Source organism: Peribacillus sp. NPDC097895, from assembly GCF_050277555.1.
Lineage (GTDB): Bacteria > Bacillota > Bacilli > Bacillales > DSM-1321 > Peribacillus.
The window spans coordinates 542,531-568,501 of sequence record NZ_JBNNSH010000003.1; the positions used below are offsets into that span (position 1 = coordinate 542,531).

Sequence of the window (25,971 nt, forward strand, 5' to 3'; positions counted from 1 at the left end):
CACCAGCGAGCCATAGGAGGAACTGACTGACAGGATCATTCATCAGGTGAAAAAATACTTAATGATATAAAAAAATAATGATTCACTTAAAAATACATACAAAAAAGAAGCGGCAAGACAAATTTTCGTCTTACCGCTTCTTTCTTTTGTAGACCATCAGTTCTTAAAGGCTTCAGATACCTTCAAAAGCTTGCCTTTGACTTTCGTGTTCTTCATCACTTTCAACACAAGCGGTCCCTTTTCATTCAAAATCTCCACATAGGAAACATTATCCTGAATCGTTATAATCCCGATATCCTCCGCATTCACTCCATCAATCTTGGCGATGGTGCCTACAAAATCAACGGCCCTGATTTTCTTTTTCTTTCCGCCATTGAAATATAGCTTCATGATTTGTTTATTCAATTGTTCACTTTTATCTTTTTTTATCTTTGGACGAGCTTCCAATTTCGCTTCGAAATCCGTTCGTTTATTTGAGACATCTTCTTTTGAAGGAGCAGGTATTTTAGGGATTTCAAATCCGATATATTCTTGAATCTCAGTAAGGAATTTGTCTTCATATGGTGTCACAAAAGTAATCGCTTTTCCTTTTTTACCTGCACGACCCGTTCTTCCGGTTCGATGTACATAACTTTCTTTTTCCAATGGCAAGTCATAGTTAATGACGTGGGTTATATTATCAATATCTATTCCGCGTGCAGCAACATCTGTCGCAACCAAATAGCGAAATTCACCTCTTCTGAATTCATTCATCACTGCAAGGCGGTCTTCCTGAAGCATCCCGCCGTGAATCATATCACAAGGATAATCCAGATCCATTAGCTGTTCACATACTTGATCGACCCTATCTTTCGTCCGGCAAAAAATGATGCAACTATCAGGATTTTCCGTGATGGTAACGTCCCTAAGCAGGGAAAACTTATCATCCTCTTTCACTTCAATGAGAGCATGATCAATTTTCTCAGTGGTTAAACCCTTTGCTTTGATTTCGATATCCAAAGGATCTTTCATATATTGCTTACAAAGCTTCTTTATACTATCAGGTAACGTAGCAGAGAACAGCATGGTTACTCGATCTTTCGGAAGCTCTTTAATAATGGCTTCCACCTGTTCAATGAAGCCCATATTAAGCATTTCGTCCGCTTCATCAATAACTAAATGAGTTAGGCGTTCCAAGACGAATGTCCCTTTCTCGATATGATCGAGAACACGGCCCGGTGTTCCTACGACTACATGGCTTTTTTGTTTCAATTCCGCTTTCTGCAGAGCAAAAGGATGTTTTCCATAAACCGCAGTAGCCTTGATCCGTTTAAATCTTCCTATATTCGTAATATCCTCTTTTACCTGTACAGCAAGCTCACGTGTCGGTGTTAAAATTAGCGCCTGTGGCTTATTCTCCTCCCAATCGACCATTTCGCAGATCGGTATGCCGAATGAAGCGGTTTTTCCACTTCCTGTTTGGGATTTAACGACAAGATCCCGCTTTTTCAGCGCCACTGGAATCACTTCACGCTGCACTTCTGTTGGATTTTGATATCCCAAGCCTTCTAATGCCCTTACAATTTCAGCGCTTAATGTATAATCAGTAAAACTTAATTCATTCATATAACAGCCTCTTTTATTGTTTAGTATCTTGCTTTATTGTTTCCATAATCGTAATTTCCTTATACAAGGTTCTATTATACGCGATATGCATCGATAAACCTTGTAATAACCAAATTCAATTGTCTTATTTCAATATAATGAACCTTCCTTCAGCATTAAAAAGTATCGTCATCCAGATTATCATGATCGTGATTAACCAAAATGGACCATACTTCTTTCAATATGCTAAAATATGTATGATATATAAGCGGCAAAAGGGTGTAGATTAAATAACCGATATCCAAAAGGAGAGCTGATTTATGATAATCGTAACCAATAGAATCAGAGTCAAAAAAGGGATGGGGGCAGTCATGGCTCCAGGATTTACTGCACCAGGACCACTTGATACTACGGAAGGTTTTGTAAAAGTTGAAGTTTTATTAACGCAAAACTTATCGGATCACGACGAATTAAGCGTTAATATGTACTGGGAAAACCTTGACAACTTTACTGCTTGGAGAAATAGTGATGCGTTTAAAGCTGCACATAAACGACCTGAACCAAGTTCCGATGAAGCTAAAAAAGAATCTCCTATTTTAGGCAGTGAGCTTACCACGTATGAAGTTGCGTCGGTAAAAGAAATAGCTAAATAATAAAATCACACCAAAAGAGGCCGCGAAATATGCGACCTCTTTTTATTGTTTTCTTTTAGTAAATTATTGGGCTTCGGCTTTCTTGATTTGTTTGCTTCTTAGCTGCCCGCAAGCTGCATCAATATCCGTTCCATGCTCTTGGCGGATTTTACAATTTACGCCTCTTTTTTTCAACGTATCATAGAAAGAAAGAACGGACTCTTTCTCACTTCTTTGGTATTGACTATGCTCATCTACAGGATTATATGGAATCAGGTTGACATAGAGCCGATGTTTTTTGTCTTCAAGAAGATTGGCAAGTTGCTCGGCTTCTGCTTGATGATCATTGACATCTTTCAAAAGGATATATTCAATCGTGATTCTCCTATTCGTCTTCTCCAAATAATAGTCAAGTGATTTCATTAATTTTTCGATCGGAATACCTCGGTTTATTTTCATGATCCGGGTCCTGAGCTCATTATTCGGTGCATGCAATGAGATTGCCAGATTCACCTGTAATTTCGTATCGGTGAATTCATAAATCTTATTGGCAAGTCCACTCGTCGAAACAGTAATACGCCTTGCAGCGATCGCAAGACCCTTATGATCCATGAGCACCTTTAAAAAGTCTATCATATTTTCAAAGTTATCAAACGGCTCGCCAATTCCCATTACAACAACATGGCTGACAACATCTTCTTGTTCCAATTTATCTAGATGGAGTTGAACATTCATAATTTGCTCCACTATTTCGCCGCTGGATAAATCACGGCTTTTGGCCAATAATCCACTTGCACAGAAACTGCAGCCAATATTACATCCGACTTGAGTGGTGACACAAACTGAAATTCCATATTTATGTCTCATCATGACCGTTTCGATAAGATTCCCATCCTGTAATTTAAACAAGAACTTAATCGTACCATCCGCTGATTCTTGCTTAACGTGCTCAGTCAAAGTCTGGATGACAAAGTGCTCCTCCAGTAATTCAAGGCACTCTTTATTCACATCTGTCATTTCAGAGAAATTCGTCACACGTGTCCGATAAAGCCACTCCCATACTTGTTGTGCTCTGAATTTTTTATGGCCATGGTCCAATAGCCATGCAGTCAATTGTTCGAATGTTAAACCATAAATGGACTCTTTATTCATTCGTTACCCTCTTTTCCTTACATTAAAATTTAATAGTATTACCCATTTACCTTACAAGCCATTCCTCTGAATTAGCTCATTCATTTATGATATGGTTCATTTCGATTTATCCGAAAAGCTCGGTAGATTTGCTCCAATAGGACCAGTTTCATTAATTGATGCGGAAAGGTCATTTTGGAGAAGGACAGTGCATAATCACTTCTTGATGTCACCTCGGAGCCAAGCCCGAGTGACCCGCCAATAATAAAGGCAATCTTGCTTTTCCCATAAGTAGCGAGCTGATCGATATGGGAGGCTAGCTGTTCGGAAGTAAGCTGCTTTCCATTGATCTCAAGCGTTATTACATAGGTGTCCGGGCTGACCTTGGCCAGGATTCGTTCACCTTCTCTTTGCTTTACAATGTCCATGTCCGCAGCACTCAGGTTCTCCGGAGCTTTTTCATCCGGTACTTCAACAAGTTCTATATTAGCATAAGCACTTAACCTTTTTGTATATTCAGCAATTCCTTGCTTTAAGTATTTCTCTTTTAGCTTACCAACAGTAATAATCGATATTTTCATATATATCCTCTAACTTTCCTTATGTTGTCGTTTCAGTTGTAGGATTTACCTACCTATTATCATACCTTAGACTGACATATAAGCAAAACACGCATATTCTTTCCAGTAGTTAATACATGCATTCCCTATTCATATAAATCCACCCGACCTTTAAAATAAAAACCGCTGCCCCTAAAACGGCAACGGCAACCTTCATGATTTTATGTTTCACGATGTAATGCAAATGGGTGGGAAAAATCTTCACCGCTGTACCTTTCCTTCCCGTACTTACAAATTGAAATGTTACCCCTTGTACTTTTCAACGATAAGCCTATCATGTGCCTTTCGGCTTCCCAGCATTTATGGTCGTTTTTCCAAGAATCATTTGTAAAACATAAAGTTAAATCTACAGCGATTCCTCACGCCATTCTCGCCTTCGCAAAATGTTAAGAACAGGTTAAGAACAGGTTAAGAACAGGTTACAAACATGTTATCCACAAAAGTTATCCACATATCCACAAATTCTATCCACATCTTGTATGGGAATATTAGTTCCCTACTAGATATATTGCCACGTTTCGACAATATTCACAGGTTGTTGATAACTGTTTTTCTTCAGAAACCTGTGTTAAAACGGGGTATGTTTCACATTCGTAAACCACTTCATCCAGCGCCATGTCCACGTGTTCCTGACAGCAATATAATTTCATCACTAATTCCTCCTTCCTTACTTTTCATTCAAAGTATCGCGAACTCATTTATCCACAAGTAAAGCTCATTTATTTTATTTCCGTATATATCCACAGGTAATCGTAACAAAAAATAAAAAAATCGCAAGAAAATATAAAGGACAGGAAGCATTATCCTGCCCCTGCCCTTTTGCGCTTTATATTTCGCTGCTAGAAAGCGTGACTTCCGTGGATTCTTTCTTTCCATCTCGATAATAAATGATTTTAACCTTATCACCGATTTTCTTATCATTGTAAAGGTATTTTCTTAATTCTACGACGTCATGGATTTTTTCATTATCCATTCCCACGATGACATCGAATTCCTTTAATCCAGCTTTAGACGCAGGAGAGTTGCTTTGAACACCTGTTATAGCAACTCCCGAAGTAACTTTCCTTGGCAGCTTTAATGTATTCTGCTGGTGGTATTGAGAAATTTCCTCAACAGATGCTAAATTAACACCCAAGAATGCACGTTTCACTTCACCAAATTCCTCTATATCATTAATAATAGGAATTACTGAATCGATTGGGATGGAAAGACCGATTCCTTCCACTGCATTTTCAGCAATCTTCATGGAATTTATTCCGATGACCTGCCCTGACATATTAACGAGTGCTCCCCCGCTGTTGCCTGGGTTAATCGCCGCATCGGTTTGAATGACCTCTGCGTTCCAATCCACTTGCCCGTCCTCATTGATATCCACCTCTATCGTACGCTCCAAACCGGAGATGATCCCTTGTGTGATCGATCCAGAAAATTGGAGGCCTAAAGGGTTACCAATGGCAATCACAGGCTCCCCAGGCTTCAATTTTTCAGATTTTCCGAACTCAGCAATGGTTTTGATTTTATCGCCCTTCACGACAATGACTGCTAAATCTGTCCATGGGTCACTACCTTGTAGCTCCGCTGGCAACTTAGTTCCATCACTTAATGTCACTTCAAGTTCATTAGCGCCTTCAATAACGTGATTATTCGTGACAATATAGGCCTTGCCACCTTCTTTTTTGTAGACGACACCAGAACCAGTGCCAGCTTCAGCTGAACTGTCCTCTGCGTTGTCCCCTTGGCCCCAGAAGTTCGTCTTCTGAATGTTAGTGATGCCGACTACTGCGTCGCTGGCCTTATCAACAGCACCTGTAACGGCACTTGTTACATCTACAGTAAGGTTTTGCTGTGACTGATTCGTCGGATTATTCCCCGTTGATTTCTCCGTTGTCATCTCGTTACGATCGTTATTTAACAGCCCACTTCCCGGAAAAACCAATAAAATAAGTAAGGCCCCGATGATGGCGCCTCCCAAGCCAGTTAAAAAATAGCTCGCATGGCTCTTTTTCCGCTTATTTTGGTTCTCATCATTCTGATCATAATAACCCAAGACCGCTCCATCCTCTCATTTTAGGAATGAATTATAGCAATTCTATTGTTTGGTATCCTCCTTCAATTATACTCATTTACCGAAATTTTTCTAAAAAAATGTATGCCTTCAAATTAAAACCTGACTGGAATTCAGCGATTTTTCTTTTTACCTATACAGTTCTAACCAAACGATACCCCTTTTAATCCGATTAGTAACTTACGAATGGAAATTATAAATAAAAAAGAATGAACAAGGTTCCCCTCATCCATTCCTTTTATTTATAACGTAACAAGTTCTGTTGGTCTTTTTGGGTCAGTGTCATATAAGGAAAATTGTTCTCCAACGACGATACCTTTTGTTTTTAACGTCTGTTCTACCGACATTCTTGCTAAATCCTTCATATTGTTATCAAGACTTAAGTGGGCCAAATAAATCCGCTTGGTCTTATCACCGGCCACTTCACTCATCGCAAGGGCGGCATCTTCATTACACACATGTCCAACATCACTTAAAATCCGGCGCTTAATGCTCCATGGATATTTTCCCATCCTCAGCATGGACACATCATGGTTACTTTCGAATACATACGCATCGGCATTCGAGATAATCCCTTTCATCCGATCACTTACATACCCTGTATCCGTGATGACCACGAGCTTTTTATCTTCATGATGAAAGACGTAAAACATCGGCTCTGCGGCATCATGTGAAACACCAAAAGATTCTATATTAAGGCTCCCGAACGTTTTGACTTGTTCCATTTCGAATGTGAATTTTTGTTCGGTAGCTATTTCACCGATTGAACGTTCCATGGCATTCCATGTCTTTGCATTCGCATATATCGGGAGTTTATGTTTTCTGGCAACCACGCCTAGGCCTTTAATGTGGTCACTGTGTTCATGGGTAACAAGGATTCCGGTTAACTTAGACATATCACGGCCTATATCCTGAAACAATGCTTCCAACGCCTTACCGCTTAATCCGGCATCGACAAGGAAAGATTGATCCCCCGTTTCCACGAAAAAGGCATTTCCTGTACTCCCGCTCGCGAGAACACTAAAATGCATAGTCATCTATACTCACTCCAGTATTTTTTCTTCTGTATTTAATTCAATGACCTCTCCATCAAAAGCATTTACAAAGAGATCCGTTTCGTCATTAAGGACCACCCACCATGTTGGCACAAGTAAATGTGACACAGATGTCGTCTGCAACGAATTATAAAAACCCAGTTTTACATTGGTGACTTTGCTTTTTGGATCAATATCTCCATGATCATACAATGCTCTAATAGCAGTTAAGGCAGATACCAATTCTTTAGGTTTATTGAATTTCTCAATTCCCTCTAAGTACATCTGTTCATAGGAGACGATTTCACCCTTTTTGTTCAAATATAAAGTGACCTTCCCCTTACTATTGTTATAAAACATCTTTTTATCTTCCACTTGGTAGCAGATGATAGTCTGGTTGATTTGATCATAGCTCCAAAAGTGATACTCACTTCCCTTTAATATATACTCCTTCAGGAACATATCAACGTCTGCAGCTTGAATTTCCGCTTTCATGCCAACCGGTGTTTTAAATGTACCCACAAGCTTCTTATCATCGATGATTTTTGCTTTTTGATTTTTCAGGTACTGTAAATCTTTCTTATCGAAAGTCTTGCTTTTGGCAATCAGGAATTGATCCTTCAACTTTTGTTTCGGAAGTGGGACTTCGATTGAAATCTCATCTTCCTTCAAAAGTTCATCCGTAGAGGACTCCGTAAAACTTTCATATTGGTAGTCATTGATCTTTTCCAGAAATTGATAAAGAAGAAAAATATTCAAAACGAAGAAAACCATGATGAAAATTGACTTTGTATTATTCCAATCCATTCTGATCGCCTCCCGTAGTTCCTTCGAAAGGCACAATAAACCATTTATCACCGATGCGATAATACCAAGTGGGTTCAAGTGTAACGAGGGTGACAAGTTTGGAATCAAGAGATTTATTCAATTTATAACCAATCGAGATGTCCTCCACGCTCTTGAAATCGATATTATCTTTTGCTTTCAACTGATTCAATACTTCTCTGCCACTTGGTAAAGGCACTTCCGATCCTTCCGAAGGAAGGACCGAGGCAAGTGAAAAGTACGGGCGTTCATAGCTATAAATTTCTTCTTTCCCCCAAATTTGCTCGATTTCAGTCATTCCGTATTCATTGAAAGCCGGATAACCATTTACGAATAAACGGAATACCACTCGTTGCTCATTCTCCGACATATAGGCAAAACGGTAATTGTTATCTTCCCAACCAGCGTGATCATTGATGAAATCAATGCTTTTTTGCAAAAGGTCACTGGAACTGTCAAAAAACTTGCTCTTTTGGGCCGGATTGATATAAGAAATAAGGTAATTCTCTTTATTGATCGTCATCAGTCTTGTTCCATCCGTGTATTCCTCACCGACTGAAACGGAATCCTGCCGTACAAACTTTGGAAAAGTAAATAACGCATTTTTCAGGTTTCCAATATCCAAATAATCAATATAATATTCAAATCTGTTTACCTTTACTGGCTTTTCAGGAACGAACAGAGTCCTTTTGCTGTTTATGGTTTCGGCCGTGTATTCAGGGTGCTTATTATAAGAACCGGTATAAAACTTATCCATAAACTCTCTTAGTCTTTTAGAATCGACCATCCCTTGATAGATTTTCTCTTGATCGTAGGAAACAAAATAAACGGCGGATTCATTACCACTGATATCCTTTTGTTTAATGATGATTCGATCAAATGAAGATCCAGGCACTTCCTTATCCGAAATGTCCAATACCGTCTTATAGAGAGAGATGGGGATATCATCAGAAAATTCGATTTCAATAGACCCATCTTCATGGACAAAATCATCAAATTTCCTTTGCAGCCTTTTTACGGATACCTCTTTTACGCCGGTGAAGCTCCATTGAACAAATTCTTTTTCCATTTTACCTATTTCCTCTGGGTTGACAGTCCGGAAATGTTGCCCATTACCATGAAAAAGGATACTAACAGGTTTAATGACATCACTCACAATCTGAACATCGCTTTTAATCTTTATAAATTCCGACGATTGTTCAAATGGATCATATTCAGGCTCGTACGTCCAAATGCTCCATGTCAAAAATATGCTTGTCCCAACTAAAATAATCAGTATGATACTTTTTGCACGTTCAAAATTCATGACCAATCATCCTCTTCTTCCTGTTCGTAAGGAAGTGTAAAGAATACCGTAGTTCCTTTTCCATCCACACTTTCCGCCCATATTTTCCCGCCATGCGCCACGACCATTTCTTTTGCAATCGCTAAACCTAGCCCTGTACCGCCTAAGTTTCGCGACCTCGCTTTATCCACACGGTAGAAGCGGTCGAATATTTTATCAATGACGTTTTTCGGGATACCCACTCCTTGATCAGTGATGCTCACAATGATAAAACCATCGGATACCCTGACGCGGAAAGTCACTTGACCCCCTTCAGGTGAGTACTTCAATGAGTTGGAGATGACATTATAGAGAACCTGAGTGATTTTATCTTCATCAATATCGACAAAATAAGCTTCCTTAGGCAAATCACGCTTAAACGTGATATCATCATTTTTCGTCATTTCAAAACGATCGATGATATGGTCATAGAATTTATTGAAATTCACCCAGCCCGTTTTAAGCCTGTAATCTTTACTGTCCATTTTCGAAAGCTGCAACAAATCATTAACAAGCCTGATCATCCGCTCCGTTTCATTTTGGGTCACACTTAAGAAGGATGGAGCTATATCTTCGTCCTTCCAAGCACCTTCAGCCAATGCCTCCAGGTAACTTCTCATCGTTGTAAGCGGAGTTCGCAGTTCATGTGACACGTTGGCCACAAATTCCCTGCGTTCACCCTCGATCTTTTCCTGGTCTGTTATATCATGCAAAACAGTAATCAAACCATTAACGAATCCCGTTTCCTTTTGAATGACCGAAAAGTTCCCCCTCAAAATGAAAGGCTGATCTTTTTTGCTGTAATCAAGGATAACGGACTCCCGCTCTTCCAGTAAATCCTCAAATTTATATTCTTCTTCAAGACCCAAAACCTCAATGATCGGTTGGTTCATGACTGTTTCACGCGAGACATTCAATAATTGTGCCGCAGGCTCATTAATCAAGTTCACCCGCCCGCGCCTGTCAGTTGAAATTACACCATCCGTCATATTGGAAAGGACAGATGAAAGCTTACGCCGCTCTCCCTCTGTGCTTGATTGCGACTCTTGAAGCTTTTTAGTCAAATTATTGAATGTAACGGCAAGCTGGCCAATTTCATCATCGCCATATACCCTAACTTTTCTCGAGAAATTCCCTTTCGCCATCACCAGGGCCTGTTTTCTCATATCAGACATGGGGCGGGTGATCGTTCGAGCGAGCAGGATCCCCAAGATGGCCGTAATCGCCAGGGCAATGGCTGTACCCGTCATGAAGATACTATTGATTTCATCCATCTGTTCAAAGACATTTTCCATCTCCGCGATCACATAGACGGCACCAATGACCTCACCATTTGCTTCAACAGGTGTCGAAAGAACCCAGAGCCGTCTTCCTGTTTTCTGATCCCGGAATATGTCATAATCTTCTTTTCCATAAATCAGCGTATTCTTAATAAGGACTTCCGTTGTCTTTTTCCCTACAATACCCTGGTTACTTGGGGCGGAGGTTCCAATTACCCGTCTGCTGCGAGTGTCGATAACACGTACTTCCGAAATATCATTCGATGAATTATCCCGGTCTTTCAGTATCATATCAATCGCTTCCTCGAGGGTTGGGTCTTCCTCTCCCCTCTCTTTTTCCATTTCTTCACCAATACTATAGGTAAGCAAGTTAACGTGACCTTTTATTGATTTCGTGAAGTTCCCGACAAGATTTTCTTCCAATTCCCCAACAAAATATACCCCGATTATTTGCATCGCTACGAAAATGAGCAACACATATATCAGAACAAATTTAAAATGAATAGAACGAAAAAAACCAACCTTTTTCATAGGAACTACTCCTGTTCAGGGTTACGCAGGTAATAACCGACCCCTCTTCTAGTTACAATCCAACCAGGATGGCTTGGATTGTCTTCAATCTTCTCGCGAAGACGTCTAACGGTTACATCGACCGTCCGTACATCACCAAAGTAATCATAGCCCCACACGGTTTGTAATAAATGCTCCCTTGTCATGACCTGACCAATATGCTTCGCTAAGTAATGAAGCAATTCAAATTCACGATGAGTTAATTCAATCGTATCGCCTCGCTTGGATACCACATAAGCATCCGGATGGATAGTGAGCGTGCCTATTGTAATTTCCTTCGGTTCATTTTCTTGATCCGGGACCGGGACAGCTTGCTGTCGTCTTAAATTAGCCTTAACGCGGGCAATTATTTCCCGGGTGCTAAATGGCTTTGTCACATAGTCATCCGCTCCAAGCTCTAATCCCAAGACTTTATCAATCTCTGAATCCTTAGCCGTTAACATGATGATTGGCGTTTCGTACTTCTTCCTTACTTCCCTGCAAACTTCCATCCCATCGCGCTGCGGTAGCATGATATCAAGTAAAATCAAATCAGGTTGCCGTTCTTCTACCATTTTGAGGGCTTCATTGCCATCATAAGCACAAAAAACTTCATAGCCTTCTTTTTTAAGATTGAATTGTAAAATATCAGCAATTGGCTTTTCATCATCCACTACCAGAATTTTCTTATCCATGTACTTATCTCCTTTTTAATGACTAACCTGAATCTATTAAAAATCGTGTCCTTATCCGGGACTTTTTTTTCACTTTTCCTTCTGATTCACCTTATCTAGCATCCTCGTTCAACAAATATCTATATATATACCCAATAAAAGGGGCTGAACACCCGAATGAAAGCAAATTGTATCTATTCTACTTTATCATTTTATAGGCATTAAATCACCTTTTTCCTATTATTCTCATCTATGTAGGAAGCAGAAGAAGTCTTCGAATATTCTCCGAAGACTTCCATCGATTACTGACTTATATAGTTTAGCGGATTTACAAGAGATCCGTTTTTATATACTTCGAAATGGAGGTGGACTCCGGTGGAGTGCCCTGTTGAACCCATCATGCCAATTTTCATGCCTTTTTCAATCTTTTGTCCTGGCTTTACATTAATTGAATCCAAATGGGCATATACTGTCTTATACCCATTATTATGATTGATCGTAATCTTATTTCCATACCCTCCGGCGTTCCCTGCAGTTTCAATTATTCCGTGATCCGCTGCCGTGATGGTCCTGGTGGCTGGCCGGGCAATATCAATACCTTTATGAAGTTTCCCCCAGCGCTGACCCTGTTTACTGGATATATATCCCCCATCTGCAGGCCATGCATATGTACCGCTCCCCTGCGAAGGAATGACCTTCGTGCCTTTTCTGGTGATTTCCGTTTTGGCTTTTTCCGTAATTTCCTTTTTTACGATCGTTTCACTGATTTTTTTTCCATTTGTTTCAGATACTGTATAGGTGAATGCTTGAATTCCTTCATTTCCTGCTTGTTCAGTAATAAGTTCACCCTTTGGAAGTTCGTCATCCTCCTTCACTTTCTTTTCAAAAGGAATCCGCTCTTCTTTCAATACTTCTCTTTCCACCACTACATCCACATAAGGCATAAGCTGGGTCACATAGAGACGTTCCCCCTCTTTAATACCTTTACCCTCATCCCGTCCAGGATTTAGCTCCAACAGCTGATCCAGGCCCATATCATGCCCAGCAGCAATTGCTTCAAGATCCTCATCTTCCCTAGCCTCATAGATGGACTTTTCTTCCTTGCCTTCTTCTATCATGGAAAGGGTTTTATCGACGGTCATGATCTCATCTGGATCGACCATTGTTTCTTTAAACGTAACCGGAACTGAAAATTCGATATCCACAATTCTGCTTCCTGGTTCTTTTAACGATTCCGCATCATTTTCGCCTTTTTTAGCAGATTCATATTCAGCGTATTCCTCTTCATCCACATACAATAAGTTAATCTTCTTCAAAACTTCCTCAGCATCAGCCATTGATGGAACATAAGCGACCTTCTGATTATCGATGTCGATTTCATATGCCTTTGCCTTTACACTCAACTGATCTTGAATTCCCTTGACAACCTGATCGTCTTTTACTTCTTCATCAAATACCTCTTCAGGTACAAACGTAAGTTGGGTCTCACTATCGAATGTATACTCAGGATAATGTTTCTGTGCTTTTTCTACTTTACCTGTTACAATCTTCTCTATTTCCGTTTCATCCGTCACACTTCCGATGAACTCGTCGTTCATATAAACATGCTGAATGGTTTTTGTTTCCGGTATCCCTGCAGCACTTGCCCGATTTCCTGCAAGCAATAAAATGACGGAAACCATCAACAGGATGATCCCTTTACCCTTTGAGCTAAACATATATTGTCCTCCTTAATGGCTCAGTCACCAATTAAGAAACTAAAAAATTTTATTTTGAGATTTATTAGTCCAATTTAAATATCAACGCGTATATGACTGATTTTTATAATTATTTTCCACTCATAACTCTACCATAATAAGAAAAAAAACAAGAAATAGACTTCATAATGTAATAGAACTGTATAAATGGTGTCAACAAGTACCAGTAAATATGTTTATAAGGCAGGAGGGATAAAAAATGAAAAAGAGGGTGGACGTAAGCCCAGTAAGGTTAGAAGCGAGGTATATGACCAATTGGTTTAAATTGGAATGTTACAAATCGTTAACAATCCATTAACAAGATTTCATTTGTAATACATCTAGTTATATAACAAAAAAAACGCCCTTAAGGAAAGGCGTTTTACTAAGGATGGCTCAGGACGGAATCGAACCGCCGACACAAGGATTTTCAGTCCTTTGCTCTACCGACTGAGCTACTGAGCCATATATTCATTTCAGAACAAAAAAATAAAATGGCGGTCCCGACGGGAATCGAACCCGCGATCTCCTGCGTGACAGGCAGGCATGTTAACCGCTACACCACGGGACCAGTAATGAAATTATATTTTTTAAGGAAGTGACCCATACGGGATTCGAACCCGTGTTACCGCCGTGAAAGGGCGGTGTCTTAACCGCTTGACCAATGGGCCGAAAAAAATGGTGAGCCATGAAGGATTCGAACCTTCGACCCTCTGATTAAAAGTCAGATGCTCTACCAACTGAGCTAATGGCTCGTACAATGAAATGTCACTTTGCAAGATGTGAACCTTACTTCGTCGTGCATGTTCTATTGTGACGACGCTTTTGATAATACCATGGATAATATAGTTTAGGCAATAGTTTTTCGAAAAAAATTTAAATTTTTCTTAACTTTTTCCTTCTCCATTACTGTTCCAACCATCAATATGGTAATTCCGGCTAATTTGAGGATGTGTGAATCCTAATAATGAAAGAAGAAGCCGGCAGAAAAAAAGCCAGCTTCTTTTTCATGAATTACGCTAGACGCCAAGGGCTTCTCACGACATTTGTTTGGTTACGGTCAGGACCGACAGAGAAAGTAGTCAAAGGAATGCCTACTAATTGAGATACGCGCTCTACATAGTGGCGAGCATTCTCTGGAAGCTCATCCAATGATTTGCACCCTGTGATGTCTTCTGACCAGCCTGGTAGCTCTTCATAGACTGGTTTACATTCACCAATCGCTTTCAAAGTCGCTGGTACCTCATGAATGATCTCGCCTTTATATTCATAAGCTACACAAATCTTGACAGTTTCAAGACCTGATAATACGTCAATCGAGTTCAATGATAAATCGGTAATCCCGCTGACACGGCGTGCATGGCGAACGACAACAGCGTCAAACCAGCCTACACGGCGCGGTCTGCCAGTTGTTGTACCATATTCACGGCCAATTTCACGGATTTGGTTGCCGACTTCATCATGCAATTCTGTAGGGAAAGGACCATCACCAACACGGCTTGTATATGCTTTACATACACCAACCACATGGTTAATTTTCGTAGGACCTACACCAGAACCGATCGTAACACCACCTGCAACCGGGTTAGATGAAGTGACGAATGGATATGTTCCTTGATCGATATCAAGCATAACCCCTTGTGCCCCTTCGAATAATACCCGTTTCCCTTCATCAAGTGCATCATTCAATACAACGGATGTATCACAAACATACTTCTGCACTTGTTGTCCGTACTCATAGTATTCTTCCATGATATCTTCGATTTTGAAACCTTCCGTCTCATAAAAACGTTCAAACATACGGTTTTTCTCGACAAGATTTTGAGACAATTTTTCCTCGAAAATTTCACGGTCCAAAAGATCTGCCATGCGGATTCCGTTACGAGCAGCTTTGTCCATATAAGCAGGGCCGATTCCTTTTTTTGTCGTTCCAATTTTATTAGCGCCTTTACGATCTTCTTCAACTTCATCCAATTTGATATGGTAAGGAAGAATGACATGTGCACGGTTTGAGATACGAAGATTATCCGTACTCACTCCATGACTATGTAAATAAGCCAGCTCCTCAACAAGAGCTTTTGGATCAACTACCATACCATTTCCAATGACACAAATTTTATCACTATAAAAAATCCCTGACGGAATTAAATGCAGTTTATAGGTAACACCGTTAAATTTTATTGTATGCCCTGCATTATTTCCACCTTGATAACGAGCAATGGCTTCCGCATTCTGGGATAGAAAATCTGTTATTTTACCTTTACCTTCGTCTCCCCATTGTGTACCGACTACTACAACTGATGACATCTGAATAAAGCACCTCCAAAGGTTCACGTAATACCGATTATTAACCGGTTCTTATCAAACAAACCTATTTTATCAATAATCCAAAGTGGAAGTCAATACAAAATCCGAACATTACACATTTTAAAAAATAATTTGTTCGTAAATATCAAAGATGTGAATTATTTTCGTTTTTTAAATTGGATTTGGATTGTCAATCTTTATTCTACCCTTGCGTTTCTTTTATTATTATCAATGTCCGTTCATTTTTTCAAAATAAGAACAGCCCGCCATTGCATGAATGGCAGGCTGTTCCCTACGCCCCGGGAGACATCGAATCATCATCGAATCGGCGTTCAAGGTTAACGAATTTATTATATTCTTTCACGAATGCAAGCGAAACCGTGCCTACTGGACCATTACGCTGTTTCGCTATAATGATTTCAATGATATTTTTGTTCTCGGATTCCTTATCATAATAATCATCACGATATAGGAATGCAACGATATCAGCATCTTGCTCGATACTTCCTGATTCCCGGATATCAGACATCATCGGGCGCTTATCCTGACGCTGCTCCACTCCCCTGGATAACTGGGAAAGGGCGATGACGGGCACTTTAAGTTCACGGGCGAGCGCTTTGAGTGAACGTGAAATCTCGGATACCTCTTGCTGACGGTTGTCGCCTGAACGACCATCGCCTTGAATCAACTGCAAGTAATCGATCAATATCATGCCAAGGCCATGTTCCTGCTTCAAACGACGGCATTTTGAACGGATTTCACCAATCCTCACACCTGGCGTATCATCGATATAAATGCCGGCATTCGACAAGCTTCCCATCGCCATCGTCAGTTTACGCCAATCCTCATCCGTTAAGGAACCTGTCCGTAAATTCTGGGCGTTGATATTCCCTTCAGCACAGAGCATACGCATAACGAGCTGCTCTGCACCCATTTCAAGACTGAAAATCGCTACATTCTCCTCCGTTTTGGTCGCAACGTTTTGAGCGATATTCAATGCAAAAGCGGTTTTACCTACTGAGGGACGTGCACCAACTATGATGAGATCATTACGTTGGAACCCAGCTGTCATTCGATCCAGTTCAGCAAACCCTGTCGGTATTCCCGTAACATCCCCTTTACGGGTAGTCAAAACTTCTATGTTATCGTACGTCGCAACCAATACATCCTTAATATTTTGAAAAGACCCGGAATTTTTACGCTGGGCCACTTCCATGATCGTTTTTTCTGCTTCCCCGAGCAGCTCCTCGACCTCGTCCTCGCGACTGTAGCCTTCCTGGGCGATGTTGGTCGCTGTCCTGATCAAACGACGCAGCAATGACTTCTCCTCGACGATGCGGGCATAATATTCAATATTGGCAGCGGTCGGCACCGATCCGGCCAATTCACTTAAATAAGAAACCCCGCCAACTTCTTCAAGGTTTTTTGTCGCAGCCAGTTCCTCTGTCACCGTAATTAAATCGACAGCTTTTCCTTCGTCATTCAATTTAAGCATCACATTAAAGATTTTTTGATGAGAGCTTCTGTAAAAATCCTCCGGAATCAAAACTTCCGATGTAACGGTCAATGAAGAGGGCTCAAGAAAAATGGCACCTAGTACGGCTTGTTCGGCTTCTATATTTTGAGGGGGAATCCTATCCTGAAATTGTTCTATCATATCTTAAAACCTCCCATTCTAAGAGGATACCTTTTTACTTATTAATAAGTTTCTAGTTAAAAAGAAAAAAGTGAAAGGACAACATGCCCAATCACATTTTTCGTCTATCTCTATTTTATCAATTTTTCACAGATATGAAACAACTAAAATTAGTTAATTTCTTTCACATGCACAGTCAGTGTCGCAGTGACTTCAGGATGAAGCTTGACAGGCAGTTTGGTATGCCCTAAAGAACGGATACCGTCAGCAAGCTCCATTTTCCGTTTATCAATCTTGATGTCATGTTTTTTCTGAAGCTCTGATGCAATTTGTTTAGTCGTGATGGAACCAAATAAACGCCCGCCCTCACCGGCTTTAGCAGATAGTTCAACTGTTAATTTCTCCAATTGCACTTTCAATTCTTCTGCATGTTGCAGTTCTTCCGCAGCAAGTGATTGTTCTTTATTCTTCTGAGCTTCCAACGTTTTTACATTTGTATTATTTGCTTCAACGGCCAATCCTTGTTTAATCAGGAAATTATGTGCATATCCATCTGCGACATTTTTAACTTCCCCTTTTTTTCCTTTACCTTTAACGTCTTTAAGAAATATTACTCTCATTCTTTTTGTCCCCCTTCTAAATATTCATCTATCGCTGCTTTTAATCGACTTTCAGCTTCATCAATGGAACATACTTGCTGTGTGGCGGCGTTTGTTAAATGTCCGCCTCCATTCAACATTTCCATGATCACCTGTACATTGATATCACCGAGAGAACGCGCACTTATGCCTACTGTATCATCCGATCGCTTAGCCATTACGAAGGAAGCAACAACGCCATCCATGGTCAAAAGCGTGTCCGCAGCCTGAGCAATGAGCACCTGATTGTGGATCTGATCGGTTTTTGCCGAGGCAATGGCAATTCCCTTTTTATAAAAGATAACTTCTTCAATGAGCTTCGATCGTTTAATATAAGTATCCACGTCTTCTTTTAAGAATTTCTGGACAAGTACCGTATCCGCTCCATGTGCCCTTAAGTAAGAGGCTGCATCAAAAGTACGTGAACCTGTTCTTAATGTGAAGCTTTTCGTATCGACTATGATACCGGCAAGAAGCGAGGTAGCTTCCAGCATATCTATCTTGCTCCGTTTCGGCTGATATTCAAGCAGTTCGGTTACAAGTTCTGCTGTTGAAGATGCATATGGTTCCATATACACGAGCAATGAGTTTTTGATGAACTCTTCACCTCGGCGATGATGGTCAATGACTACAACCTTATCAATCCGATTCAATAACCGCTCTTCAATGACCATCGAAGGTTTATGTGTATCGACTACAACCAGTAAGGTCTCATCCGTAATCATTTCAAATGCATCATCAGGCGTTATAAACCGGGCATACAGTTCTTCTTTATTCTTGATTTCCTCCATTAACCGAAGGACACTGCTATCAAGCTGCTGGGTGTTAATGACAATATAGCCTTCCCGTTCATTCATTTGGGCAACTTTCAGGATGCCGATTGCCGAACCGATTGCATCCATATCCGGGTTTTTATGGCCCATGACAATGACTTTATCGCTATCAAGAACTATATCCTTCAATGCATGGGAAATCACACGTGCACGTACCCTCGTGCGTTTTTCCATCGGATTGGTTTTACCGCCATAGAATTTCACTTTTCCATTCGCTTGCTTTATGGCTACCTGATCACCACCCCGTCCCAAAGCTAGATCCAGGCTTGACTGTGCAAGCGTCCCCAATTCAGGTAAGGACGAAACGGCCGAGCCAACTCCGATGCTCAAGGTCAACGGTACATTTTGCTTGGCTGCCGTTTCCCTGATTTCATCCAAAATCGAGAATTTTGCCTTCTCAAGTTGATGAAGGATGTGTTCATTAAATACCGCAATGAATCGTTCCGATGAAACCCGTTTAAAGAATACACCATTATCTCTTGCCCATTTATCAAGAAGTGAGGTAACCAGGCTATTAATGCTGCTCTTACGCTGATCATCCATCCCTTGTGTCAAATCATCATAATTATCAAGGAGAATGATCGCAATTGCCGTCCGCTCATCTTCATATAACTTCTCAATTTCCACTTGCTCCGTCACATCGAAAAAGTAAAGGAGTCTTTCCTCTCGCTTATGGACCACTTTGAATTTCCGATCATGGAGCGTAAGTGTCTCTGTCTCAATCTCTTGCTTAATTAACGGAACGATCGAGTCTGCGACATCGTAAAGCGATCTTCCCGCCAAGGAATCTTCACTAAAACATGAAGCCAGGAATGGATTGGTCCATTCAATGTAATAATCTTCATTAAAGAGCATGATCCCAATTGGCATTTCCAATAACGCTTCTTCGCCAACCTTCTTTAATCGGTAGGATAAAGTCGTTATATACTCTTCTGTCTTACGTTGTTTTTTTTCTACCATTCTTAATGTTAAATAAAATAAACCAGCAAGAATCAGCAGTCCAATAAGTGCAATAACCCAATTATAAAAAGCCAGCACGCCCAAAAGTACCACGCCGGCGGCCAGCATCCCATACAAAGGGGATTTAATCGAGTATTCTTTCAAATAAGATGGCATAGTTTCAGCTCCTAAAAGCATCTGTTTTACAAAAGGCTATTTCCTCTTCTTGATTGTCTCCCTGAAAGGAAAGCCTAAATCTATTATACCTAAAAATCGTATGACCGTAGTAATAATCGGAAGCGGCAGCAGCAAGGAAACAACCAAGATTGAAACAGGTATGGCCTTAGCCCATGACTTCACATGAGCGATATAAAAAATCAGAGAATATCCTTGTAATAAAATGAAGAACTGCAGAATGAAAAATAGGTTCGTTATGGCCATATATACAAAACTGTTCTTGTCCGTATTCACAAATAGAGCAAGAAGCATCGTAATTAAATAATACCATAAAAGGCTTTTCGGGAGTCGAAGATCTCGAAAATGAGGCCATTTTAACGTCTTTTCACTGAACCTCTTCACAATGGGGTGTGCAGCCAAGAAAATCAATAACACCATGATGACGGACATCAGCACAAATAAACTTGGCATTAGCGTGTTCAACATATCGATCGATTCATACAAACGCTTTTTGACTTGTTCTGTCGGTTCCTGTCCAAAAGATTCCATGATGCCAACTGAATGATCAAAAGACTCCTTGACCATGACCATCGATTCTTCTATGTAATTAACATCCGTTATTAATACTGAAGCTGCATATATTGCTAAAGTGCCTCCAAGGAAGACAAGGACTGCGCCTATGAACATAGGTGCCATCGGTTTGTCTTTTTTCAAAAAATAGCCGATCGCAATACCCGTTGCTCCCATAAGTAAAGTCAAGGGAACAGACAATATCGTCGCGATAAGGATCGTCAATAGCGATGCAACAAATAGGTAACCAATGCTCCACGATAACTTTTGTTTGATTGTGACCAGAATGAAAGGAATGGGTAAAAAGAAAAGAGTGATGATACCCACTATCGGGACATGAATGGTGATGAACAATAAAATGCAATATAGTGCCAATAGGGCTCCGCCCTCCGCAATTCGTCTCCCGCTATTCATCTATTTTTTCACCCCCCTGTTATTATTAATATGAATGTCTTATCTTCATCTTTATATTGTATCCGTTACGGCTAGGATATTTCAAACATCACATTCTTTTTTCAAAATATGATTATTTTTTCGTTGGAAAATCTCCTTTTAACAATGAATATCTTTATAAAAAAAAAACCGCATTTTTGCGGATTTCAAGAACAAGAACACATCTAATAAAAAAGGCACATAAAGGATAACTCCTCAATGTGCCAATTTATTATTCACCAGATACATATGGTAGTAATGCCATAGTACGTGAGCGTTTAATAGCAATCGTTAATCTACGTTGATATTTAGCGCTTGTACCAGTTACACGACGTGGTAAAATTTTACCGCGTTCTGAGACGAATTTTTTAAGAAGATCTACATCTTTGTAATCAATTTTAGTGATTCCGTTAGATGTGAAATAACAAACCTTTTTACGCTTACCGCGTCCTTTACGTCCACCCATTGCCATAATAAATTTCCCTCCCTGCTTTTTGAATTTTCATTTTAAACGGCTGTTTAAAACGGAAGATCGTCATCTGAAATGTCGATTGTCTTACCGTCATTTGCAAATGGATCATCATCTACACGAGTGTAGTTGTTATTGCTCCGTTGATTCTGATTAGGATTTTGTCCATACGAATTGTTGTCATTTCCGTTATTATTGTTGTTATAACTTCTTTGACCCCCACCGTAAGAACCGCCTTCATTTCTTTCACCCGCTGAACTGCTTCGTGGTTCAAGGAATTGAACGCTCTCAGCCAGAATCTCCGTCACATATACGCGTTTGCCGTCTTGTCCTTCATAATTACGTGTTTGGACACGTCCATCCACGCCAGCTAAACTGCCCTTTTTCAAGAAGTTAGCTACATTTTCTGCCGGTTTACGCCAAACTACACAGTTAATGAAATCCGCTTCACGTTCACCCTGCTGATTCGTAAAACCACGGTTAACAGCTAAAGTAAAGGTAGCTACGGGAACTCCATTAGGTGTATATCGTAATTCAGGATCTTTAGTTAAGCGTCCTACCAAAACTACGCGATTCATCATCAGAATCAACCCCTAAGTTACAATCTTGTTTCATGTGAAACAAGATTAGAATTTATATTAAATATCGGATTATTCTTCTTCTCTAGTAGCCATATGGCGAATAATGTCTTCACTGATTTTAGCAAGACGATCGAATTCTTGAATCGCAGCACTTTCAGCGTTAACTTTAAGAAGCATGTAGTAACCATCACGGAAATCATTGATTTCATATGCAAGACGGCGTTTACCCCATTCTTTTGCTTCTACTTCCGCACCATTATCAGAAAGGATTGTGTTGAAACGTTCAACTAAAGCTTTTTTAGCTTCTTCCTCAATGTTTGGACGGATGATATACATAATTTCGTATTTTCTCATCACTGTCACCTCCTTTTGGTCTAAGCGGCCCAATTGGGCAAGGAGCAATTATTTATAATTACTCACAAGATAAAATTATAGCATAGTTAAAGAGGCTTTGCAACGAACGGTTTGACTTATTACAATTTATTGAAATCTAGTGATTAAAGACTCAAAAAACCCTACAAATGAACTGTAGGGTCTTTACATCTTAAACGTTAAAACGGAAATGAATTACATCACCATCGTTAACGATGTATTCTTTTCCTTCCAAGCGAACTTTTCCTGCTTCTTTTGCAGCACTGTGACTACCCGCTTCAAGCAAATCGGTATAAGAAACCGTTTCGGCACGGATGAAACCACGTTCGAAATCTGTGTGAATGACGCCTGCACATTGAGGGGCTTTCATACCTTTTCTGAAAGTCCAAGCACGCACTTCCTGTACCCCAGCTGTAAAGTATGTTGCCAATCCAAGCAGATTATATGAAGCACGAATCAATTGGTCAAGACCTGACTCCTCGATGCCAAGTTCAGAAAGGAACATTTCTTTTTCTTCACCTTCTAGCTCTGCAATCTCTTCTTCGATTTTGGCACAAATTACGATCACTTCTGCATTTTCCTTCGCAGCATAGTCACGAACTTGTTGAACATATTCATTATCGTCGGCATTTGCCACTTCGTCTTCGCTCACATTTGCCACATAAAGCGTTGGCTTCGCTGTAAGCAAATGCATGCCCTTCACGATTTTTTGCTGTTCTTCAGAAAATTCAACTGAACGAGCTGGTTTTTCATTTTCCAATGCTTCTTTCAAAGCTACAAGAATTTCATGTTCAGCCACAGCGCCTTTATCTTTTTGCTTGGCCATTTTTCCGACACGGTCGATGCGTTTGTCAACGGATTCCAAATCGGCAAGAATCAATTCAAGGTTGATGACTTCAATATCATCAATTGGATTTACCTTTCCAGAAACATGAGTAATGTTGTCGTCAGCGAAACAACGGACGACTTGGCAAATTGCATCCACTTGACGGATATGGGAAAGGAATTTATTACCCAATCCTTCTCCTTTGCTCGCTCCTTTTACAATCCCGGCGATATCCGTGAATTCAAATGCTGTCGGTACCGTCTTTTTGGGTTGAACCAATTCAGTCAATTTTTGTAAACGGTGATCTGGCACTTCCACAATCCCGACGTTTGGGTCAATCGTACAGAAAGGATAGTTGGCAGATTCCGCACCTGCCTGTGTTATTGCATTAAATAAAGTGGATTTACCTACGTTAGGCAAACCAACTATACCAGCTGTTAAAGCCATTTATATTTCACTCCTTCAAGATAATTCGTACATGTGGGAAAAGACTGGTCCACAAAAAAAGACCCTCCAATTACCTAAACCTTTCCCAATTATAGATTTCGCTTCTTAAAAAGACAAGTAAATCATTGTGATCGCAGAACTAGTTTCTTTCCAAAAAAAAAAGCATGATCACTCCTCATGCTTTTGTAGAACTTTTTTCATTTTCTTCGCGAATTCACGTCGAGGCAACATTACGCTATGACCGCAGCCTTCACATTTTATCCGGATATCCATACCAAGCCGAATTATTTTCCACTTATTTATTCCACAAGGATGTGGTTTTTTCATTTCCACAATATCCTTAAGTGAAAATTCTTTTTCTTCCATACCCATGAGCCCCCTAATTTCTACGACTCGCTGCCATTATACGTGGATTTAATCCCACTTGAATCAAGAGCAGCACTTATTTCTTTCCTCAATATCCTACTGATTTCGACATGGCGCATAGGCTTTGTCTCCGCTGTAATCCGAAGGACGATTTCTTCAGGGCTTATTGTTTCAATGCCTAAAAATTCAGGTGTTTTAACCAAGGCTTCATATTTGCCTTCCATGCTGTTTAAACGATCAATCAGCACCTTTTCGGCAAGCTCCACAGATCCATCATTAGGTATCGTCACATCAACAACAGCCTTACTGTTCAAAATGGAGTAATTCGTAACTTGAATGATGCTGCCATTAGGTATGAAGTGCAATTCCCCTGCACTGGTTTTGATCTTCGTTGTACGAAGCCCAATCTCAATGACTTCCCCTTCAAAACTATTGATTTTAATATAATCTCCAACTGAGAATTGGTCTTCAAAAATTACGAAAAATCCTGTGATTATATCCTTGACCAAACTTTGAGCTCCAAACCCAATGGCCAAACCGATTACACCCGCACCAGCAAGTAATGGCATTACGTGAAGTCCAAAAATTTCCAAAATCATCATCAAAGCGATGAAATTGATAACATAGGTAATGATATTTTCAAGCAACTTAATGAGTGTCGTTTCCCTGCGTTCTGAAACACGTATGGGACTTCTTAAACGAGCTTTGAAAAATTTATTTAAAATGGTCTTTCCTATTGTAATAATAATACGTGATAACAACAGAACAAGGAAGATTTTAATAATCCCCTCGCTCACCAGCAGCCATATTTTTTCATCCAAAATCTCTTTAGTAACGTTATCATAAATGCGATCCATCTTTTCCTCCTGCCCATTGCAAAATACTGCAAAACTTTAATATCTTCTCTTGTCTATGAAATTCCACATAGAGATATTCCTCTACCCCTCATGCTGTGAAATAACCATCATTAAAAGAACTTTTATCTATTTTATCAATAAATAAGGGTTTCTGTACAAAAAAAATATGGGTATATAGGTAAAAGAATTAGAAGGTTTTTTCCCGGATAATCAAATAATCTATTACTAGAATGTATAAATGAAAGCAGTTGGTAGAGATAGAAACATCAATCCATTCCCTTTCACCTGTTTGCATGCTCTACAAAAAATTCCCCGATCCATTACGTTAAATGCCGTATAATTTTCCCTTTTTATCCGTATACTGTAATACCGAATAAAGTAAAGGAGTTGAGCCGATGAATCTGAATTCTAGTCTATTTAATAATAAAAATAGAATGAGTCGCATCCTGCATGAAGATACGGATGCATCCAAACAAATTTCCCAGGAATTAATCAACCTTCTACCAACCGGAAAGCTTCAACCTATCGTCATTGTCTGTATAGGCACAGACCGTTCTACAGGCGATTCCCTCGGACCACTTGTCGGCACTCTGCTTAGTGAAAAAACTGAAAACAGCTCTTCTTCATTCCATGTTTATGGTACTCTAGATGACCCTATTCATGCGATGAATTTACAGGAAAAATTAAATGAGATAAAAAAGATTCATACCAATCCCTTTATAATCGGAATTGATGCTTGTTTAGGGAAAATGAAAAGCGTCGGGATTGTTCAAATCGGGCAAGGCCCAGTGAAACCCGGTGCTGGGGTCAATAAAGATCTTCCTTCCGTTGGTAATGCCCATATTACAGGAATCGTGAATGTAAGTGGGTTCATGGAGTTCATGGTCTTGCAAAACACTCGTCTTAATCTTGTTCTAAAAATGGCCAAAATCATCGCCGAGGGGCTTTACGAAGCACAAAATCTTTATCCAGTAAAGCCGGCCATCACTCCTTTCACTTGGTCATTCAAGCAGGAAAAAACCCTTTGAAAAGATAAACTGATTATAAAAAAAAGAAGGAAGGGGATA

Annotated in this window: 24 protein-coding genes and 4 tRNA genes; 2 read left to right on the plus strand and 26 right to left on the minus strand. The window is 40.0% G+C overall.

The window, feature by feature from the left end; all coding sequences use genetic code 11:
• Positions 1-156: 156 nt before the first annotated feature.
• Positions 157-1,605 carry a DEAD/DEAH box helicase gene (locus tag ACQKMH_RS18850; RefSeq protein WP_427588961.1) on the minus strand — a complete coding sequence of 483 codons (1,449 nt, stop codon included), beginning with the start codon at positions 1,603-1,605 and terminating at the stop codon, positions 157-159.
• Positions 1,606-1,904: 299 nt separating this feature from the next.
• Between ACQKMH_RS18850 and ACQKMH_RS18855 the strand changes: the two genes are divergently transcribed.
• Positions 1,905-2,237 carry a heme oxygenase gene (locus tag ACQKMH_RS18855; RefSeq protein ID WP_427588962.1) on the plus strand — a complete coding sequence of 111 codons (333 nt, stop codon included), beginning with the start codon at positions 1,905-1,907 and terminating at the stop codon, positions 2,235-2,237.
• A 63-nt stretch (positions 2,238-2,300) separates the two neighbouring features.
• On the opposite strand, the gene rlmN is transcribed toward ACQKMH_RS18855, so the two are convergent.
• The 25 genes from rlmN to ACQKMH_RS18980 form a co-directional block, all read right to left on the minus strand.
• Positions 2,301-3,368, minus strand: coding sequence for a 23S rRNA (adenine(2503)-C(2))-methyltransferase RlmN (gene rlmN, locus ACQKMH_RS18860; RefSeq protein WP_427588963.1), 1,068 nt, complete (start codon positions 3,366-3,368; stop codon positions 2,301-2,303).
• 80 nt (positions 3,369-3,448) lie between these two features.
• On the minus strand, positions 3,449-3,928 hold the full coding sequence (rlmH, locus tag ACQKMH_RS18865; RefSeq protein WP_427588964.1) for a 23S rRNA (pseudouridine(1915)-N(3))-methyltransferase RlmH: 480 nt from the start codon (positions 3,926-3,928) through the stop codon (positions 3,449-3,451).
• 527 nt (positions 3,929-4,455) lie between these two features.
• Positions 4,456-4,617, minus strand: a complete 162-nt coding sequence (locus ACQKMH_RS18870; RefSeq protein WP_230161662.1) for a CxxH/CxxC protein — start codon at positions 4,615-4,617, stop codon at positions 4,456-4,458.
• Positions 4,618-4,793: 176 nt separating this feature from the next.
• Positions 4,794-6,014 carry a S1C family serine protease gene (locus ACQKMH_RS18875; RefSeq protein ID WP_427588965.1) on the minus strand — a complete coding sequence of 407 codons (1,221 nt, stop codon included), beginning with the start codon at positions 6,012-6,014 and terminating at the stop codon, positions 4,794-4,796.
• A 260-nt stretch (positions 6,015-6,274) separates the two neighbouring features.
• Positions 6,275-7,069 (minus strand): MBL fold metallo-hydrolase, encoded by a 795-nt coding sequence (locus ACQKMH_RS18880; RefSeq protein WP_427588966.1) that lies wholly within the window; start codon positions 7,067-7,069, stop codon positions 6,275-6,277.
• Between the two features lie 6 nt (positions 7,070-7,075).
• Entirely contained in the window at positions 7,076-7,873 is a 798-nt protein-coding gene (locus ACQKMH_RS18885; protein WP_427588967.1) for a two-component system regulatory protein YycI, read from the minus strand.
• Positions 7,860-9,197, minus strand: coding sequence for a YycH family regulatory protein (locus ACQKMH_RS18890; protein WP_427588968.1), 1,338 nt, complete (start codon positions 9,195-9,197; stop codon positions 7,860-7,862). Before ACQKMH_RS18890 ends, ACQKMH_RS18885 begins: the two co-directional genes overlap by 14 nt.
• The gene (gene walK, locus ACQKMH_RS18895; protein WP_427588969.1) at positions 9,194-11,026 is read right to left on the minus strand and encodes a cell wall metabolism sensor histidine kinase WalK; all 1,833 of its coding nucleotides are present in this window, start codon (positions 11,024-11,026) and stop codon (positions 9,194-9,196) included. The genes ACQKMH_RS18890 and walK overlap by 4 nt, the downstream gene beginning before the upstream one ends.
• 5 nt (positions 11,027-11,031) lie before the next feature.
• Entirely contained in the window at positions 11,032-11,739 is a 708-nt protein-coding gene (yycF, locus tag ACQKMH_RS18900) for a response regulator YycF (RefSeq protein ID WP_034316131.1), read from the minus strand.
• A 281-nt stretch (positions 11,740-12,020) separates the two neighbouring features.
• Positions 12,021-13,436, minus strand: coding sequence for a peptidoglycan DD-metalloendopeptidase family protein (locus ACQKMH_RS18905; RefSeq protein ID WP_427588970.1), 1,416 nt, complete (start codon positions 13,434-13,436; stop codon positions 12,021-12,023).
• Positions 13,437-13,846: 410 nt separating this feature from the next.
• Positions 13,847-13,919, minus strand: a tRNA-Phe gene (locus ACQKMH_RS18910).
• A 30-nt stretch (positions 13,920-13,949) separates the two neighbouring features.
• Positions 13,950-14,025: transfer RNA gene (locus ACQKMH_RS18915), tRNA-Asp, on the minus strand.
• 28 nt (positions 14,026-14,053) lie between these two features.
• Positions 14,054-14,125, minus strand: a tRNA-Glu gene (locus ACQKMH_RS18920).
• A gap of 8 nt (positions 14,126-14,133) precedes the next feature.
• Positions 14,134-14,209 (minus strand) — tRNA-Lys (locus ACQKMH_RS18925).
• Between the two features lie 259 nt (positions 14,210-14,468).
• Positions 14,469-15,761: an adenylosuccinate synthase gene (locus ACQKMH_RS18930; protein WP_427588971.1), complete on the minus strand. Its 1,293-nt coding sequence runs from the start codon at positions 15,759-15,761 to the stop codon at positions 14,469-14,471.
• A 292-nt stretch (positions 15,762-16,053) separates the two neighbouring features.
• Positions 16,054-17,418: a replicative DNA helicase gene (gene dnaB / locus ACQKMH_RS18935; protein ID WP_063234298.1), complete on the minus strand. Its 1,365-nt coding sequence runs from the start codon at positions 17,416-17,418 to the stop codon at positions 16,054-16,056.
• A gap of 149 nt (positions 17,419-17,567) precedes the next feature.
• The gene (gene rplI / locus ACQKMH_RS18940) at positions 17,568-18,017 is read right to left on the minus strand and encodes a 50S ribosomal protein L9 (protein ID WP_427588972.1); all 450 of its coding nucleotides are present in this window, start codon (positions 18,015-18,017) and stop codon (positions 17,568-17,570) included.
• Positions 18,014-19,984: a DHH family phosphoesterase gene (locus ACQKMH_RS18945; RefSeq protein WP_427588973.1), complete on the minus strand. Its 1,971-nt coding sequence runs from the start codon at positions 19,982-19,984 to the stop codon at positions 18,014-18,016. Before ACQKMH_RS18945 ends, rplI begins: the two co-directional genes overlap by 4 nt.
• A gap of 36 nt (positions 19,985-20,020) precedes the next feature.
• Positions 20,021-20,968 (minus strand): YybS family protein, encoded by a 948-nt coding sequence (locus ACQKMH_RS18950; protein WP_427588974.1) that lies wholly within the window; start codon positions 20,966-20,968, stop codon positions 20,021-20,023.
• Positions 20,969-21,218: 250 nt separating this feature from the next.
• Positions 21,219-21,458, minus strand: coding sequence for a 30S ribosomal protein S18 (rpsR, locus tag ACQKMH_RS18955; RefSeq protein ID WP_230161608.1), 240 nt, complete (start codon positions 21,456-21,458; stop codon positions 21,219-21,221).
• 47 nt (positions 21,459-21,505) lie between these two features.
• On the minus strand, positions 21,506-22,036 hold the full coding sequence (ssb, locus tag ACQKMH_RS18960; RefSeq protein WP_427588975.1) for a single-stranded DNA-binding protein: 531 nt from the start codon (positions 22,034-22,036) through the stop codon (positions 21,506-21,508).
• 69 nt (positions 22,037-22,105) lie between these two features.
• The gene (gene rpsF / locus ACQKMH_RS18965; RefSeq protein ID WP_053348321.1) at positions 22,106-22,390 is read right to left on the minus strand and encodes a 30S ribosomal protein S6; all 285 of its coding nucleotides are present in this window, start codon (positions 22,388-22,390) and stop codon (positions 22,106-22,108) included.
• Positions 22,391-22,580: 190 nt separating this feature from the next.
• Positions 22,581-23,681: a redox-regulated ATPase YchF gene (gene ychF / locus ACQKMH_RS18970; RefSeq protein ID WP_427588976.1), complete on the minus strand. Its 1,101-nt coding sequence runs from the start codon at positions 23,679-23,681 to the stop codon at positions 22,581-22,583.
• A 168-nt stretch (positions 23,682-23,849) separates the two neighbouring features.
• Complete coding sequence (locus ACQKMH_RS18975) at positions 23,850-24,047, minus strand: DUF951 domain-containing protein (protein ID WP_427588977.1); 198 nt, start codon at positions 24,045-24,047, stop codon at positions 23,850-23,852.
• Between the two features lie 20 nt (positions 24,048-24,067).
• Positions 24,068-24,904, minus strand: a complete 837-nt coding sequence (locus ACQKMH_RS18980; RefSeq protein ID WP_427588978.1) for a mechanosensitive ion channel family protein — start codon at positions 24,902-24,904, stop codon at positions 24,068-24,070.
• Between the two features lie 395 nt (positions 24,905-25,299).
• Between ACQKMH_RS18980 and yyaC the strand changes: the two genes are divergently transcribed.
• A complete protein-coding gene (gene yyaC / locus ACQKMH_RS18985; RefSeq protein ID WP_427588979.1) occupies positions 25,300-25,932 on the plus strand; it encodes a spore protease YyaC in 633 nt (210 codons plus the stop codon).
• Positions 25,933-25,971 lie beyond the last annotated feature (39 nt).

Bases quoted from the DNA above. Each gene is read 5' to 3' on its own strand.
- ACQKMH_RS18885 (WP_427588967.1), bottom strand. From the start codon at position 7,873: ATGGATTGGAATAATACAAAGTCAATTTTCATCATGGTTTTCTTCGTT.
- ACQKMH_RS18945 (WP_427588973.1), bottom strand. From the start codon at position 19,984: ATGCCATCTTATTTGAAAGAATACTCGATTAAATCCCCTTTGTATGGG.
- ACQKMH_RS18905 (WP_427588970.1), bottom strand. From the start codon at position 13,436: ATGTTTAGCTCAAAGGGTAAAGGGATCATCCTGTTGATGGTTTCCGTC.
- ACQKMH_RS18975 (WP_427588977.1), bottom strand. From the start codon at position 24,047: ATGGAAGAAAAAGAATTTTCACTTAAGGATATTGTGGAAATGAAAAAA.
- ychF (WP_427588976.1), bottom strand. From the start codon at position 23,681: ATGGCTTTAACAGCTGGTATAGTTGGTTTGCCTAACGTAGGTAAATCC.
- ACQKMH_RS18930 (WP_427588971.1), bottom strand. From the start codon at position 15,761: ATGTCATCAGTTGTAGTAGTCGGTACACAATGGGGAGACGAAGGTAAA.
- ssb (WP_427588975.1), bottom strand. From the start codon at position 22,036: ATGATGAATCGCGTAGTTTTGGTAGGACGCTTAACTAAAGATCCTGAA.
- dnaB (WP_063234298.1), bottom strand. From the start codon at position 17,418: ATGATAGAACAATTTCAGGATAGGATTCCCCCTCAAAATATAGAAGCC.
- ACQKMH_RS18950 (WP_427588974.1), bottom strand. From the start codon at position 20,968: ATGAATAGCGGGAGACGAATTGCGGAGGGCGGAGCCCTATTGGCACTA.
- rlmH (WP_427588964.1), bottom strand. From the start codon at position 3,928: ATGAAAATATCGATTATTACTGTTGGTAAGCTAAAAGAGAAATACTTA.
- walK (WP_427588969.1), bottom strand. From the start codon at position 11,026: ATGAAAAAGGTTGGTTTTTTTCGTTCTATTCATTTTAAATTTGTTCTG.
- ACQKMH_RS18855 (WP_427588962.1), top strand. From the start codon at position 1,905: ATGATAATCGTAACCAATAGAATCAGAGTCAAAAAAGGGATGGGGGCA.
- ACQKMH_RS18980 (WP_427588978.1), bottom strand. From the start codon at position 24,904: ATGGATCGCATTTATGATAACGTTACTAAAGAGATTTTGGATGAAAAA.
- ACQKMH_RS18870 (WP_230161662.1), bottom strand. From the start codon at position 4,617: ATGAAATTATATTGCTGTCAGGAACACGTGGACATGGCGCTGGATGAA.
- rpsR (WP_230161608.1), bottom strand. From the start codon at position 21,458: ATGGCAATGGGTGGACGTAAAGGACGCGGTAAGCGTAAAAAGGTTTGT.
- rplI (WP_427588972.1), bottom strand. From the start codon at position 18,017: ATGAGAGTAATATTTCTTAAAGACGTTAAAGGTAAAGGAAAAAAAGGG.
- yyaC (WP_427588979.1), top strand. From the start codon at position 25,300: ATGAATCTGAATTCTAGTCTATTTAATAATAAAAATAGAATGAGTCGC.
- yycF (WP_034316131.1), bottom strand. From the start codon at position 11,739: ATGGATAAGAAAATTCTGGTAGTGGATGATGAAAAGCCAATTGCTGAT.
- ACQKMH_RS18850 (WP_427588961.1), bottom strand. From the start codon at position 1,605: ATGAATGAATTAAGTTTTACTGATTATACATTAAGCGCTGAAATTGTA.
- ACQKMH_RS18890 (WP_427588968.1), bottom strand. From the start codon at position 9,197: ATGAATTTTGAACGTGCAAAAAGTATCATACTGATTATTTTAGTTGGG.
- ACQKMH_RS18880 (WP_427588966.1), bottom strand. From the start codon at position 7,069: ATGACTATGCATTTTAGTGTTCTCGCGAGCGGGAGTACAGGAAATGCC.
- rpsF (WP_053348321.1), bottom strand. From the start codon at position 22,390: ATGAGAAAATACGAAATTATGTATATCATCCGTCCAAACATTGAGGAA.
- rlmN (WP_427588963.1), bottom strand. From the start codon at position 3,368: ATGAATAAAGAGTCCATTTATGGTTTAACATTCGAACAATTGACTGCA.